Raw genomic sequence first — 13,699 nt, forward strand, 5'->3', positions numbered from 1 at the left:
ATGATAATAATTATCATTTGTGTTCTTTGGTGCGTAACGTGCGTAAGTTTTGCCTCTCACTGCTGGTGACTCTCTTCAGTCTGTTCATAAGCGTTAGCGTATGGGCCACGACAAACTATGCTCCGTTTATTGAGGATATTGAGCAACGCCTTGATAAAACAGCAGAACTCTATTCTCAGCAACAAACCGATGAGGCGCGTCGCACGGTGCAAATGGCCTACTTCGAAGTGTTCGAAAACCTGGAAGGCCCCATTCGCATCAACATTTCTGCCAGCAAAAGCTACGAGATGGAGAGCGCGTTCGGTGAAATCCGGCGGATGATTGGCGAGAAAAAACCGATCGCAGACGTGCAGTCGAGAATTGACTGGCTGAAGGCATCGCTACGTGAAGTCGAACCGGTGCTGGACGGCGGACACCGACTGGTCGCGGAAGAACAGCACAGTGCGCTCACCCGAACGGATATCGCCGTCCACTGGCAGGAGAGCTTCCGGACGATCGACGATCTGCTGGCCCAGGCGGTGAACGACTATCAGTCCGGGAACTACGTCACCGCCAGTCAACACGTTCAGCAGGCGCACTATCAGGGATTCAAAAACTCTGAGATGGAAATGTCGGTCAGGCAGAATCGCTCGGCCAAAGATGCCGCCGCTATCAACCAACAGTTCTCCGCGCTGATTGCCCTTGCCGCCCAACCGGATCGCCTCAACGACGTCTCTTATCAGGTCACTACGCTGTTACAGGATATCGAGGATATTCTGCCCGGCCTGCCGACAACCCGCGACGATCAGCAGATTGCGCCTCCGCAAACTGCGGATAACGCGCCGGCGGTGGAGGAGGGGAGTTCGCGCGCAAACTGGGGTGAAGTGGCGGATGGCATTAATCAGAGTATTCAGGAGGCTATCGCGCGGTATCAGCGCGGCGAGGCGCAGAATGCCATTCTGGATGTGCAGGACAGCTATTTCGACCGCTTCGAAGCCAGCGGCATGGAAAACAAAATCGGCTCCCGTGATTCGGCGTTTAAAACCACGCTGGAGGCCTATTTTACCCGTCTGGTCAGTCTGATGAAGGCCGGTCAGCCGGTGGAAAGACTCCAGTCAGAAGCCAGCGCGCTCGGGCAGGATCTGCAAAAAGCGGTAACGATGCTTGGTGAAGGGGAAGAGACGCAGTGGAGCCTGCTGCTCTATAGCCTGATGATCATCGTCCGTGAAGGGCTGGAAGCCCTGCTGATCGTCGCGGCAATTGTCGCCTACATGGTGAAAAACAATCATCAGGATAAGCTGCCGCTGATTCGCCAGTCGGTGATCGTCGCACTGGTTGCCAGCGTGATAACCGCCGTGATTTTCCAGTTGCTGTTTACCAACTCGGGCGCCAGTCGGGAGTTGCTGGAAGGCATCACAATGCTGATTGCGGTCGTGATGCTCTTCTTCATGAGCTACTGGCTGCTGTCCAAAGTGGAAGCCCGACACTGGAAGGCCTGGCTTGAAGGCAAACTGTCGCACTCGCTGTCGAAAGGGTCGCTGGTGGGACTGTGGCTGACCAGTTTCCTCGCGGTCTATCGTGAAGGCGCCGAAACGGTTCTGTTTTACTACGCCCTGATAGGCGATGCCAACGATGTCGCCGGACACATGGCGATCGGCGCGGGCTTTGTCATTGGCTGTGTCGTATTACTGGCGGCGTGGCTGGTCATGCGTTATTCGGTGGTGCGTCTGCCGCTGAAACCCTTCTTTATGTTTACCGGCAGTTTCATGTACCTGATGGCCTTCGTATTTGCGGGCAAGGGGGTTCTGGAACTGGTGGAAGGCAAACTGTTCCAGCCAACGTTGATTAACGGCTTCCCGGAAATCAGCTGGCTGGGGATTTATCCCTATGTGGAAACGCTGTTACCGCAGGCGGTATTACTGCTCGCTGCGCTGGTTGCGCTGTGGGTGATGCGGCGTAAAAGCGCCGTTCCCGGGGAAACAATAAAAAACACTCTGTAGTTGTGATTTTAGACGAGAGGATATGTCTGATGACCATGAAGAAAACCCTGATTGCCAGCGCAGTGATGGCCGGAATTTTCACCGCACCGGCAGCGTTCGCCTTTAAAGAGTACCCGGCGGGCGAGCCTGTCGTGATGAATGAAATGGAGCTGGCCGCCGTTTACCTGCAGCCGATCGACATGGAGCCGCGCGGCATGGGCTTACCGGCAGCGAAAGCCGATATTCACCTTGAGGCGGATATTCACGCGGTCGAAGGCAGTAAAAACGGCTTTGGCGCAGGTGAGTGGATCCCGTATCTGACCATCAGCTACACCCTGGTCAACAGCGATACCGGTGAAAAACAGGAAGGGACGTTTATGCCGATGGTCGCCAGCGATGGCCCTCACTACGGCGCGAACGTCAAAATGATGGGTGTGGGCAACTACAAAGTGACATACCACATTGAGCCGCCGTCAAAAGCGGGTATGCACCGTCACACCGACAGTGACACCGGTGTCGGTCGCTGGTGGAAACCGTTTGATGTGAGCTACGAATTTAAATACGTCGGTCTGAACTAAGAAAACCGATGCGCCGGGATGAATGCTCGTCCCGGCTGAGTCAATCCGCTGTTCTGAGTCGATGTCATGAGTTACTTTTTCGTCACCACGCTACAGGTCTTTTTCTGCATCGCGCTACTCTCCGGTGTCCTCTGGAGTCGAAACGATCCTCCCTCATTGCGCCCGTTGGGTTGGACGCTGGTAGTCGGTCTGGCGACCGGCGTGCTGGCGGGACTGACGCTCCGTGGATCACAACCGGTACAGTTGTTACTGGTGGGAGCGGAAGTGATGGTCACGCTGCTGTTTGTACTCAGCTTCTGGTGGGTGGGCAACCGCGTGCGCTATCTCTGGCAGGGCATCCTGGTTTTTGGCGCGGCGCGTCACTGGGCGCTCGACCCGAATCTCGGTGGATTAACCAGCACGCATGTCCTGAATACTGAACTGCTGCTGAATCTGACGGCAGTGGTCCTTGCTTTCGCCATCCTCTGTCTGGCTGGCGTGCTTTGCGCCATGCTGCTGCGCCGTATCCGCGTGTTGTTCTGGCCGTTCACCTTTATTCTGTTGGTGATGCTGTGGCTGCCGTTAAGCGGCAGTCTGCTGTTGCTGCTGATGAAACTGCAGGTGCTGCCGCTGGCAAAATCGCTGCTGAGCTTTGTGGCGAAAGTCACCAATAACGCCCCGGCGTATAACTGGATGGCGGCGGGATTACTGTTGCTTCTGGCGCTGTGCTGGCTGCCGTCGCTGCTGAGCGCCCACCGGCTGACGCGGGCTACAGATGAACCGATAGCACATCGCCTGGCGCTGGCGCAGCGGCGTAATGCGCTACGGCTTTGGCTGGTCACCCTCGGCTGTGCCGTGGTGGTGATTGCCGGACAACTGTGGTGGGACAACGTCGCTTCTCAACCGCCGCAACTTTCGCAAGCGATCCCGGTAACGCTCGACAGCGACGGCAGTGTCCATCTGCCGGTTGAACAACTCCGCGACGGTAAGCTGCATCGCTTTGTCTGGGTGGCTGACGATGGCAAAGCCGTACGCTTTTTCATCATCAACCGTTACCCCGACAAACTGCGCTTTGGCGTGGTGTTCGACGCCTGTTTGCTGTGCGGCGACCAGGGGTATGTGATGGAAGGCAATCAGGTGATCTGCGTTGCCTGCGGGGTACACATCTTTATCCCTTCCATTGGTAAACCCGGCGGTTGCAACCCGGTGCCGATTGAAAACTGGCACAACGATGAAAAAGAGCTGGTGATCCCCGGTAAAGAACTGGCCGCTGGCGTGAACTACTTCTCGACGGTGATGACCATTCAGGTAACCGATCCGGTCGACGGCTCAACGCTAACCAATACGGCGGCAGACTTCAAATACAGCTACGGCGGTAAGACCTGGTTCTTCTCATCCGAAGCGAACTATGACCGCTTTCGCAAGACGCCTGAACAGTTTGTCCCTGCTGAACTGAGGGAGGAGTAACGATGCTGTGGCGAATGTTACGACAATCCTGGGGACGCAACTTACGGCGTAAAGGGCTGGCGATTGTCACCGTGTTTCTGGCGGCCAGCCTGATTTCGGCGCTGCTGGCGGTGTCTATCGACATCGGCGACAAAATGTCCCGTGAACTCAAATCCTACGGCGCGAATATCCTGATTGAGCCTGCCGGGCAGGCGGCATTACCCGCACTGTTCAGCGAAAGCAGCAATCCGCTCTCGGGACAGGATTTCCTTGATGAAGCCGAATTGCCGAATATCAAAGATATTTTCTGGCGCAATAACATTGTCGGTTTTGCGCCGATGCTGGGCGGTGAGGTCACCGCTAACGGTGACGCGGTGCGCATTCTGGGAACCTTCTTTAGTCAACCGGTCGATATTCCTGATGAAGAGGGATACGAAACCGGACAGAAGACGGTCAGTCCGTTCTGGCAGGTGACCGGCGACTGGCCGCAGGAAGGAGAGAACAGTACGCCACAAACGCTGGTGGGACACGCACTGGCGCGACAAACAGGATGGAAAGTGGGCGATACGCTGGTAGTAAACAATGCGGATACGACAATCCATGTCACTGTCAGCGGCATCCTCTCCAGCGGCGGCGAGGAAGACAGCCAACTGGTGATGCCGCTCGCGACCGCGCAGACGCTGCTGGGGTTGCCCGGCAAAGTACAGGCCATTCGCGTTTCGGCGCTGACCGTACCGGAAAATGAGCTTTCGCGCCGCGCGCGGGAAAATCTGGATGCACTGAATGCAGAAGAGTACGACCTCTGGTACTGCACCGCTTATGTGTCTTCGATTGCCCACCAACTGGAAGAGGCGATCTCCGGGGCTGAGGTGCGTCCGGTCTGGCAGGTCGCCGCGTCTGAAGGGGTGGTGATTGATAAAATTCAGTTACTGATGGTGGTGGTGACGATTGCTGCGCTGGCGGCGTCGGCAATGGGGATCGCCTCGCTGATGACCAGCACCATTATGGAGCGCGCCAAAGAGATCGGTCTGATGAAGGCGCTCGGCGCACGCCAGTGGCAGATAATGCTGCTGTTTTACCTCGAAGCCGCCTCCAGTGGACTGGCCGGCGGGGCGCTGGGATGCGTTGCCGGATGGGGGCTGGCGAAAGCGATTGGCGTGATGTTGTTCGACGCGCCGCTCGATTTCGCCTGGATTGTGGTGCCGTGCGTACTCGTGGTTGCGGTGCTGATTGCCCTGATCGGCACCTGGTTCCCGGCGCGACGCATCGCGCGACTGTATCCCGTGGAGGTGCTGTATGGCCGCTAAACGGACAATGCTTTGGTTGCTGGTGTGGCGAGCACTGCGTCTGCGCTTTCAGCGGGTTAGCGTGGTTTTTGCCGCGCTGATGGTGGGAGCGACCATCGTGACGGCGCTGAGCGCGGTATGGTTCGACATCAATACCAAAATGAGTGAAGAACTGCGCACCTTCGGCGCCAATTTCTACATCGGACCGGGGCACGGTGCGAGTATGCCACAGCAGGCGCTACAGACGATTCTGGATGACGCGCCGCAGGGGCTGGTTCATGGTGCCAGTCCGTGGCTGTACGGCATGGCGCGTACCGAACTGGAAAAAGTGGTGATCGTTGGCGTCTGGTTTGAATCGCTGCAAAAACTGGTGCCGTACTGGCAGGTGCAGGGGAGCTGGATTGGCGTCAGCTTTGACGATCGCAACGCGATGATTGGCGTTAAGCTGGCGGAGCGTCTCAACGTTCAGCCCGGCGATAGCGTCACGCTGGTCGATCATAACCAGCGAAAAAATCTGCAGATTAAAGGCATTGTCGAAGCGGGTGACGCCACGGACAACATGCTGATCGTCAGTCTCGACGTGGCGCAGGCCTGGCTACATCAGCCGGGAAAAATCAGCCATGGCCTGTTGAGCGTGAGTAACGATGTCGGCCAGGTCGATCGTTACGCCAGTCGCCTGCAAAGCCAGTATCCGGATCTGGAGATTCGTCCGGTACGTAAGGTATCCGCGTCCGAAGGGCAGGTGCTGGATAAAATTAAAGGGCTGATGGGACTGGTATCGCTGGTCATTCTGGCGCTCTCTTCCCTGTGCGTGAATACCACCCTGATGGCGATAGTGGGCGAACGCGCCCGCGAGTTCGCCCTGCAAAAAGCGCTGGGTGCCAGCAATGGCGACATCGTGCGGCAAATCTTGCTGGAAACCTGCATTATCGCCCTCGCGGCCGTGGTATGCGGCTGGCTGCTGGGTTATTTGCTGGCGCAACTACTGGGACTGACGGTATTCAACGCGGCAATCTCGCTGCGTCTGCCGGTGCTGCCCATCACCCTCGTATTGTCTTTACTGGTCGCCATTCTGGCGGCGATTGTTCCGGTGCGGCGCGCGGTCAGCGTCGAACCCGCTAAAGTGCTGAAAGGAGAATAGCGCCATGTCCGTGACGCAGATTCCACAGGTGGCGATCGAAACGCGTCACCTCTATAAACGGTTCGGCGACGTTACCGCCCTGGATGATATTAACCTGCGGATTACGCAAGGGGAGTTCGTCGCCATTATGGGGGCCTCCGGTTCCGGGAAAACGACGCTGATGAACATTCTCACCTGTCTGGACACCGCAACGGAAGGTCAGGTGTTTCTTGACGGAACTGACGCGGCGGCGCTTGACGAAGAGGGACGTCGCCGTTTTCGCGCTGAGAAGATTGGCCTGGTATTCCAGCAATTCCATCTCATTCCCTTTTTAACCGCGCTGGAAAATATCATGTTGGCGCAGCATTACCATAGCGTGGTGGACGAGGCGGCGGCCAGAAACGTGCTGGAACAGGTCGGGCTTGGGCACCGCGTGACCCATTTGCCGAGCCAGCTTTCCGGCGGGGAGCAGCAGCGTGTCTGTATTGCCAGGGCGCTGGTGAATGAGCCGCCGGTCATTTTTGCCGATGAACCGACGGGCAACCTGGATGAAGAGAATGAACAGCGGGTGTTAGATCTACTTACCGATTTACATCGCCAGGGGCGCACGATCGTGATGGTGACGCATAACCCGGCGCTCGGGCAGTTTGCCGATCGCATTTTACGTCTGCAACACGGTAAGTATCAGGGAGAGGAGGCGATGCAACATGCGCTGGCTTAACGTTTTCATTCTCTCACTGGCGGTACTGCTCAGCGGCTGCAAAGAGGAAAAACTGGCGGTGGGCGAAACGGCCCCGGCGCTGGCGGCCTTCGATTTACAGGGCAAGGAATCCGGACTGGATCGCTGGCAGGGAAAGTCTATCTACCTGAACTTCTGGTCTGCGGGCTGCGGCGGCTGTCTGGCGGAGATGGATTCGCTGGAAACGCTAAGCCAAAAATGGGGCGATAGCGTGGTGGTGGTGGCGGTAAATACCGATCCGGGAACGGTCAGCCTGGATGCGCTACTGGCGAAGCATCAGGTGTCGTATCCGGTCCTTCGCGACCAGATGAAGATAACCCAGGAAAGGTATCAGGTCATCGGCACGCCGACCTCGGTTCTGATTGACTCACAGGGCCGGGTGCTGGAATGGCATCAGGGAATGCGTAAACCGGCTGAATTAGCCGCCACGTTCGCCCGTCTCGCGGCGCGATAAGTTTTCGGTGGAGGGATACCGCTGATGGCATTTATCTGGAACGACGAGAGCCTGACGCTCCTGCGTGAAAACGCAGGCGTCCTCTCGACGCAACACATTGCGCAGATGTTGTGCACCAATGTGACCGTGGTGCGCAATATGGCTTACCGGCTGAAACTCAGCCTGCGCGTATCAACGTATAACCAGAAGAGAATTCAACAGGTACAGGCGCTGTATGAGTCCGATGAACCGCTGACCATGAAGGAGATTGCCGCGCAGACCGGGCTTACGTTCAGCACGGTACAGTATATCGTCTATGTCAAACTGAAACATAAGCCCTACGCCACCCGCGAGTTTATCGCGTTTGAAACGCAGGATGCGGTGCATTACCGCGTGCAAAAAGAGTTTGTCGATACCGAACGCACATTGCTGCAGCAGTCGGTGGACAAGACCCGTTTTCAGGAATTGTATCTCAAAGACGGGACGACCTACTGCGCGCGTAACATCCGCCATGAGGTCATTATTTCTGAATAGCCTGAAGCCATATTTCGCTGGCTGACGAAGCAAGCGCTATCGCGAACATTCAGGATGGGTCATCTTCTCCTGACAGGAACAGGAAGCATGACCCTTCTTTTTGCATTCGACCCCGAGCAGATAGTGATGATTGCCTTGACCTTTGTCCTTGCCGGGATGGTGAAAGGCGTCACCGGCATGGGGTTGCCCACCGTGGCGATGGGGATCCTCGGTTCGCTGATCTCACCGGTTGCGGCGGCGGCCATGCTGCTGTTGCCTTCACTGGTCAGTAATCTGTTTCAGTTTGGCGGTGGCGGGAATACCCGAACGTTGCTGAAGCGGTTATGGCCGATGCTGCTTACGGTAGTGATTGCCACGCTGTTGGCCAGCGTCTGGATCACGGGCGGCGAGACCTCCCGCACTCAGTTTGCACTGGGGTTGGCGCTGATGGTGTATGCGCTCTGGACTCTGGCGGGAAAACGGATCGCGGTTTCACCCCAGCGTGAAAAGCCAGTCTCGCTGATTGTCGGCTTTGCCACGGGGTTGTTGACCGGCGGAACGGGCGTTTTTGTGATGCCGGCGGTGCCGTGGATCCAGTCGCTGGGTTTCGGGAAGGATGAACTGGTCCAGGCGCTCGGTATCTCTTTTACCTTTTCCACGCTGGCGTTAGCGCTGGGACTGTGGTGGCACGGCGCGCTACCCGTGCAGTCGATGAGCTTATCGGTATTCGCCATCGTTCCGGCGCTGATCGGCCAGTGGGCCGGCACCCGTATCCGACGAGCGATCTCGCCCGTTGTCTTTAAACGCTGCTTTTTATTCTGTCTGATGGGACTGAGCGTGGAAATGATGTTCCGTGCATCATCATCCGCGCTGTGACTTAATAACACATTCGTGCCATCGTTAAATCATCCCCTAGGCAGAGAGGTTTGTATGACGTCAGTAGTCGTGAATGAAGAAGAAGGCGAACTGGAGTCGCGAATGGCGCTGACGGCGGCGGTGATGGCGGACAAATCGCGATCCCGAATGCTGTGTGCGCTGATGGACGGTCGGGCATGGACGGCGACGGAACTGAGTGCGGTGGCGGATATTTCAGCCTCCACCGCCAGTGCGCATCTGGCCCGTCTGTGCGAGCAGCGGTTTGTGGTTTCGCTCTCCCAGGGGCGGCATCGCTATTTTCGCCTGGCAAGTGCTGACATTGCTGAACTGCTGGAGCGCCTGATGGGAGTGGCCTGGGCATCAACCGCTTCGCGAAAAATCAGCACCCCGCCGGGTTTACGACAGGCCCGGACCTGTTATGACCATCTGGCGGGGGAAGTGGCGGTGAGGCTGTTTGATACGCTGGTTTCCCGTCAGTGGCTGACGGCGGATGGCGAAACGCTGACGCCTCTGGGGGAAGAAAAACTGGCGGAACTGGGCGTCGTGGTACAGGCCAGCGCGTCACGACGCAAATTTAGCTGCGGCTGTCTGGACTGGAGTGAGCGACGTTATCATCTGGGCGGCATGCTCGGCGCAGCGCTGCTGACCTGGTTTGCCGGGCAACGGTGGATCAACACGACACCGGGAAGCCGCCATGTCACCTTCACGCCTTCCGGGACCCGCAAGCTGCAAATGATATTTGGCATCCAGATGATGCGCTGAATCCCGGTTTTGCGGTCTCGTTCCCGGAAAAGTGTAATATATCTGTCACAATTATGGATGACGAATAACAACGCGAGGTCGTAGGGATGAACAAATCGTTAATTGCCGCCGCTGTGGCAGGGGTTGTGATGTTGTCTTCTGCAGCACAGGCGCAAGCCGCGCCGGAAGGCTATCAGCTACAGCAAGTATTGATGATGAGTCGACACAACTTACGCGCACCGCTGGCGAATAATGGCAGCGTGCTGGAGCAGTCCACACCGAATAAGTGGCCTGAATGGGATGTGCCGGGCGGACAGCTCACCACCAAAGGTGGCGTGCTGGAAGTGTATATGGGTCATTACATGCGTGAATGGCTGGCAGAGCAGGGGATGGTGAAATCCGGCGAGTGCCCGGCACCGGAGACGGTCTATACCTATGCTAACAGTCTGCAACGTACGGTGGCGACCGCCCAGTTCTTTATCACCGGCGCGTTCCCCGGTTGTGATGTTCCGGTACATCACCAGGAAAAAATGGGCACCATGGACCCAACCTTCAACCCGGTGATCACCGATGACTCGGCGGCTTTCCGTGAGAAAGCCGTGCAGGCGATGGAAAAAGAACGTAGCCAGATGCAACTTGATGACAGCTACAAGTTGCTGGAGCAGATGATCAACTACAAAGATTCACCTTCGTGCAAGGAGAAACAGCAGTGTTCTCTGACGGAGGCCAAAGACACCTTCAGCGCGAACGATGAGCAGGAACCGGGGGTCTCCGGACCGCTGAAAGTGGGGAATTCGCTGGTGGACGCCTTCACGCTGCAATACTACGAAGGATTCCCGATGGATCAGGTGGCCTGGGGTGAAATTAAATCCGATCAGCAATGGAAGGTGTTGTCGAAACTGAAAAACGGCTACCAGGACAGCCTGTTTACCTCTGCGGAAGTCGCGCGCAATGTCGCGAAACCGCTGGTGAAATACATCGACAAAACGCTGGTAACCGAACAGGCGAAAGCGCCGAAAATCACCGTGCTGGTGGGGCATGATTCAAACATCGCCTCGCTGCTCTCCGCACTGGAGTTCAAACCCTATCAGCTACACGATCAGAACGAACGTACGCCGATCGGTGGCAAGATTGTGTTCCAGCGCTGGCATGACACGAAAGCCAACCGCGATCTGATGAAAATCGAGTATGTGTATCAGAGTTCAGATCAGTTGCGTAATGCGGATGTGCTGACGCTGAAAGCACCGGCGCAACGCGTCACGCTGGAGCTGAAAGGATGCCCGATTGATGCGAATGGTTTCTGTCCGATTGACAAGTTTGACGCGCTGCTGAATGAGGCCGCGAAGTAAGTGAGATTCCCCCGCGCGAGCGGGGGAACTGACGGATTAAACGTTTTTGCGTTCGATGGTTTGTTCGCCCCAGAAGAGCGCGTCTTTATCTGTCTTATCAAAGGCTTTAATGAGTACTTCATCACTGCCTTCTTCCCAAATTTTTTCTGCCAGCTTCTCGTCATATCCGGCAACTTCAAATATGGCTTCGGCTATTTCTGGCGATGTATTGCGCAGACTTGCCCACTCACCGACGTGATGAGCTTTCGCTTCTTGAGTTGGCATTCTTATCCTCCCGTTGAAGATTAGCCGTTGAGCTTCACTGCCAGACCGGCAACGTATTCGCCCTGATAACGCGCAATAGAGAGTTCTTCCTGACTTGGCTGGCGTGAACCGTCACCACCGGCAATGGTCGTTGCGCCATAAGGCGTACCACCGCGAACCTGCGAAACATCAAACAGCTCTTGTGCGGCGTAGCCGATAGGGACAATCACCATCCCATGATGGGCAAGTGTAGTCCATGTGGACGTAATAGTTTGTTCCTGGCCGCCGCCTGTCCCGGTAGAACTGAAAACGCTGGCGAGTTTGCCATACAGCGCGCCAGACGCCCACAGTCCACCTGTCTGATCCAGGAAGGTACGCATCTGACCTGACATATTGCCAAAGCGTGTCGGCGTACCAAAAATAATGGCGTCATAATCAGCCAGTTCCTGCGGGGTTGCGACGGGGGCATTTTGTGTTTTACCGCCTGCTTTAGCGAAGATTTCCGCCTGCATCGTTTCTGGTACGCGTTTGATGGTGACCTCCGCGCCATTCACTTTGCTTGCTCCTTCTGCCACCGCATGTGCCATCGTTTCGATGTGTCCGTACATGGAATAATAAAGCACCAGAACTTTTGCCATTTGCACTACTCCTCGGTTTATCGAAAGCAGCTCATTGCTGCACTTATTTAAAGATAAGTCGTGTCGACGAGAGTGCAAGCTTTAGAAACATTTCTTTGATTTATAATAAATTTAATCATGATATTTAGCGGCCTCATGCCGACGGAGCGTTCATGAATTATCATGATACATTTTTTCCGCGCGGGCTTTCTTTTGCCATAAGAAACAATTATGCGGTTTGTTGACCACAATAAAGCCATACGCGGGCAAAGATATTACAGAATATTACAAATCTCCTCCTGAACGACCGGTGTTCACTATGCTTAGTTCCACGCGGCGAACGTTATGGCGTCAGTCATACGCCGCGAGGGGAAACTCCCCGACACCTGGGCACGACGATGTCTAATCAATGACGGAGGTCAGAAATGGCAAACCATCGCGGCGGCTCCGGCAATTTTGCCGAAGACCGTGAAAGAGCATCAGAAGCAGGTCGTAAAGGTGGTCAGCATAGTGGGGGGAATTTCAAGAATGACCCGCAGCGTGCATCAGAAGCCGGTAAGAAAGGGGGCAAAAGTAGCCACGGCAACCGCAATTCGTAAAGGCCTGGCCTGCTACCCCGGAAAATCATCACGAAAGCGTGCTATCTCTGCGTGATGATGCCACCGCCGCCGGATCCTCCGGCGGTTTTTTTTGCCTGTCAGGTTGAACTGAAATGAAACGCCCCGCAGACTATGCGCCACTGCCAGATTTACGGAACAAGGAGAGGGGCATGGTTCAACATGCGGGGAAAAAAACAGGTAAGCGCTCGCAGGCGGTCAGTGCGAAACGCGAGGCGATTCTGACGGCCGCATTAAATGCGTTCTCACAATATGGTTTTCACGGCACACGCATTGAGCAAATTGCCGAACAGGCCGGCGTCTCCAAAACCAATCTCCTTTATTACTACCCGTCAAAAGAGGCGTTGTATGTGGCAGTGCTACGACAGATTCTGGATATCTGGCTGGCACCCTTAAAGGCCTTTCGTGAAGATTTTGCGCCGCTGGCCGCCATTGAAGAGTACATCCGGCTGAAGCTGGAAGTGTCTCGCGACTACCCGCAGGCCTCACGCCTTTTCTGCATGGAGATGCTGGCCGGTGCACCGCTGTTGATGAATGAATTGACCGGCGATCTGAAAACGCTGATTGATGAGAAGTCCGCGCTGATTGCGGGGTGGGTGAAGAGTGGCAAACTGGCGCCGATCGACCCGCAGCATCTGATCTTCATGATTTGGGCCTCAACACAGCATTACGCCGATTTCGCACCTCAGGTGGAGGCGGTGACGGGCGCAACGCTGCGTGACGAAACCTTTTTTAATCAGACGGTTGAGAACGTTCAGCGCATGATTATTGAGGGAATTCGCGTCCGTTAATTGGCTGGCGGCAGCGGACAGCTCATATCGCCTTCTTCGCACTGTAGCAGTGAGGCGAGAAACGCTTCCCGTTCGGCGGTCTTATCCGCCAGACACTGATTGGCGATCATCGCCTGAGCGCTACCGCCCTCGGTGCCGGAGCTGATGAGCGCGCAGTCGGCATCGCGCATGGCTATCCACGCGGTCTGCGCCTTTTTCAGCAGCGCCTGCTGGGGCGGGGCCGCGCGTTTCAGCGCATTCTGATACGTTTCATTCAATTCTTTGTCTGCCGTCTGGTACTGGGTAACGGCACAGGCATTCATTTCCGCTTGCGTGCTGGCATTTGCGCAATCATCGGCCAGCACCTGACCGCTGAGCAGCAGCGCAGCGCAGGTGAGTAGTATTCGTTTCATCATTCCCTCTGGATCCATAAA

The 13,699-nt window shown here is 56.0% G+C and carries 16 protein-coding genes; 13 read left to right on the forward strand and 3 right to left on the reverse strand.

Going from position 1 to position 13,699, the window contains the following annotated elements; all coding sequences use genetic code 11:
• Nucleotides 1-38 precede the first annotated feature (38 nt).
• From OGY35_RS17460 to agp, 11 genes are all read left to right on the forward strand, one after another.
• Nucleotides 39-1,979 (forward strand): FTR1 family iron permease, encoded by a 1,941-nt coding sequence (locus OGY35_RS17460; protein WP_286632976.1) that lies wholly within the window; start codon nt 39-41, stop codon nt 1,977-1,979.
• A gap of 29 nt (nt 1,980-2,008) precedes the next feature.
• Nucleotides 2,009-2,536 (forward strand): iron transporter, encoded by a 528-nt coding sequence (locus tag OGY35_RS17465; RefSeq protein ID WP_042319779.1) that lies wholly within the window; start codon nt 2,009-2,011, stop codon nt 2,534-2,536.
• Between the two features lie 66 nt (nt 2,537-2,602).
• A complete protein-coding gene (locus tag OGY35_RS17470; RefSeq protein WP_286632977.1) occupies nt 2,603-3,982 on the forward strand; it encodes a Fe-S-containing protein in 1,380 nt (459 codons plus the stop codon).
• A gap of 2 nt (nt 3,983-3,984) precedes the next feature.
• A complete protein-coding gene (locus tag OGY35_RS17475) occupies nt 3,985-5,268 on the forward strand; it encodes an ABC transporter permease (protein WP_286632978.1) in 1,284 nt (427 codons plus the stop codon).
• Nucleotides 5,258-6,388 (forward strand): ABC transporter permease, encoded by a 1,131-nt coding sequence (locus tag OGY35_RS17480; protein WP_286632979.1) that lies wholly within the window; start codon nt 5,258-5,260, stop codon nt 6,386-6,388. The genes OGY35_RS17475 and OGY35_RS17480 overlap by 11 nt, the downstream gene beginning before the upstream one ends.
• A 4-nt stretch (nt 6,389-6,392) precedes the next feature.
• Nucleotides 6,393-7,088, forward strand: coding sequence for an ABC transporter ATP-binding protein (locus OGY35_RS17485; protein WP_178826182.1), 696 nt, complete (start codon nt 6,393-6,395; stop codon nt 7,086-7,088).
• Entirely contained in the window at nt 7,075-7,560 is a 486-nt protein-coding gene (locus tag OGY35_RS17490) for a TlpA family protein disulfide reductase (RefSeq protein ID WP_152405130.1), read from the forward strand. Before OGY35_RS17485 ends, OGY35_RS17490 begins: the two co-directional genes overlap by 14 nt.
• Nucleotides 7,561-7,584: 24 nt before the next feature.
• Complete coding sequence (locus tag OGY35_RS17495; protein WP_152405129.1) at nt 7,585-8,073, forward strand: hypothetical protein; 489 nt, start codon at nt 7,585-7,587, stop codon at nt 8,071-8,073.
• A gap of 87 nt (nt 8,074-8,160) precedes the next feature.
• Nucleotides 8,161-8,928 carry a sulfite exporter TauE/SafE family protein gene (locus OGY35_RS17500; protein WP_286632980.1) on the forward strand — a complete coding sequence of 256 codons (768 nt, stop codon included), beginning with the start codon at nt 8,161-8,163 and terminating at the stop codon, nt 8,926-8,928.
• 54 nt (nt 8,929-8,982) lie between these two features.
• Entirely contained in the window at nt 8,983-9,690 is a 708-nt protein-coding gene (locus OGY35_RS17505; RefSeq protein WP_286632981.1) for an ArsR/SmtB family transcription factor, read from the forward strand.
• Nucleotides 9,691-9,776: 86 nt separating this feature from the next.
• Entirely contained in the window at nt 9,777-11,018 is a 1,242-nt protein-coding gene (gene agp, locus OGY35_RS17510) for a bifunctional glucose-1-phosphatase/inositol phosphatase (RefSeq protein WP_286632982.1), read from the forward strand.
• 36 nt (nt 11,019-11,054) lie between these two features.
• Here agp and OGY35_RS17515 read toward each other — a convergent pair whose 3' ends face one another.
• Nucleotides 11,055-11,282 (reverse strand): YccJ family protein, encoded by a 228-nt coding sequence (locus tag OGY35_RS17515; RefSeq protein WP_042319758.1) that lies wholly within the window; start codon nt 11,280-11,282, stop codon nt 11,055-11,057.
• Nucleotides 11,283-11,302: 20 nt separating this feature from the next.
• Nucleotides 11,303-11,899 (reverse strand): NAD(P)H:quinone oxidoreductase, encoded by a 597-nt coding sequence (wrbA, locus tag OGY35_RS17520; RefSeq protein WP_042319755.1) that lies wholly within the window; start codon nt 11,897-11,899, stop codon nt 11,303-11,305.
• Between the two features lie 404 nt (nt 11,900-12,303).
• On the opposite strand from wrbA, the gene OGY35_RS17525 reads away from it, so the two are divergent.
• Together OGY35_RS17525 and rutR are read left to right on the forward strand one after the other, a co-directional pair.
• The gene (locus OGY35_RS17525) at nt 12,304-12,477 is read left to right on the forward strand and encodes a con-10 family general stress protein (protein WP_012132907.1); all 174 of its coding nucleotides are present in this window, start codon (nt 12,304-12,306) and stop codon (nt 12,475-12,477) included.
• A 170-nt stretch (nt 12,478-12,647) separates the two neighbouring features.
• A complete protein-coding gene (gene rutR, locus OGY35_RS17530; RefSeq protein ID WP_152405125.1) occupies nt 12,648-13,286 on the forward strand; it encodes an HTH-type transcriptional regulator RutR in 639 nt (212 codons plus the stop codon).
• On the opposite strand, the gene OGY35_RS17535 is transcribed toward rutR, so the two are convergent.
• Entirely contained in the window at nt 13,283-13,678 is a 396-nt protein-coding gene (locus OGY35_RS17535) for a lysozyme inhibitor LprI family protein (protein ID WP_152406354.1), read from the reverse strand. The genes rutR and OGY35_RS17535 overlap by 4 nt on opposite strands.
• Nucleotides 13,679-13,699: the final 21 nt, after the last annotated feature.

The sequence above is a fragment of the Citrobacter sp. Ct235 genome (assembly GCF_030332305.1).
GTDB classification, from domain to species: Bacteria; Pseudomonadota; Gammaproteobacteria; order Enterobacterales; family Enterobacteriaceae; genus Citrobacter_A; species Citrobacter_A telavivensis.

Excerpts from the sequence above, each read along its gene's own strand:
- OGY35_RS17465 (WP_042319779.1), top strand. The coding sequence starts at position 2,009 with ATGACCATGAAGAAAACCCTGATTGCCAGCGCAGTGATGGCCGGAATT.
- OGY35_RS17470 (WP_286632977.1), top strand. The coding sequence starts at position 2,603 with ATGAGTTACTTTTTCGTCACCACGCTACAGGTCTTTTTCTGCATCGCG.
- OGY35_RS17475 (WP_286632978.1), top strand. The coding sequence starts at position 3,985 with ATGCTGTGGCGAATGTTACGACAATCCTGGGGACGCAACTTACGGCGT.
- OGY35_RS17480 (WP_286632979.1), top strand. The coding sequence starts at position 5,258 with ATGGCCGCTAAACGGACAATGCTTTGGTTGCTGGTGTGGCGAGCACTG.
- OGY35_RS17485 (WP_178826182.1), top strand. The coding sequence starts at position 6,393 with ATGTCCGTGACGCAGATTCCACAGGTGGCGATCGAAACGCGTCACCTC.
- OGY35_RS17490 (WP_152405130.1), top strand. The coding sequence starts at position 7,075 with ATGCGCTGGCTTAACGTTTTCATTCTCTCACTGGCGGTACTGCTCAGC.
- OGY35_RS17495 (WP_152405129.1), top strand. The coding sequence starts at position 7,585 with ATGGCATTTATCTGGAACGACGAGAGCCTGACGCTCCTGCGTGAAAAC.
- OGY35_RS17500 (WP_286632980.1), top strand. The coding sequence starts at position 8,161 with ATGACCCTTCTTTTTGCATTCGACCCCGAGCAGATAGTGATGATTGCC.
- OGY35_RS17505 (WP_286632981.1), top strand. The coding sequence starts at position 8,983 with ATGACGTCAGTAGTCGTGAATGAAGAAGAAGGCGAACTGGAGTCGCGA.
- agp (WP_286632982.1), top strand. The coding sequence starts at position 9,777 with ATGAACAAATCGTTAATTGCCGCCGCTGTGGCAGGGGTTGTGATGTTG.
- OGY35_RS17515 (WP_042319758.1), bottom strand. The coding sequence starts at position 11,282 with ATGCCAACTCAAGAAGCGAAAGCTCATCACGTCGGTGAGTGGGCAAGT.
- wrbA (WP_042319755.1), bottom strand. The coding sequence starts at position 11,899 with ATGGCAAAAGTTCTGGTGCTTTATTATTCCATGTACGGACACATCGAA.
- OGY35_RS17525 (WP_012132907.1), top strand. The coding sequence starts at position 12,304 with ATGGCAAACCATCGCGGCGGCTCCGGCAATTTTGCCGAAGACCGTGAA.
- rutR (WP_152405125.1), top strand. The coding sequence starts at position 12,648 with ATGGTTCAACATGCGGGGAAAAAAACAGGTAAGCGCTCGCAGGCGGTC.
- OGY35_RS17535 (WP_152406354.1), bottom strand. The coding sequence starts at position 13,678 with ATGAAACGAATACTACTCACCTGCGCTGCGCTGCTGCTCAGCGGTCAG.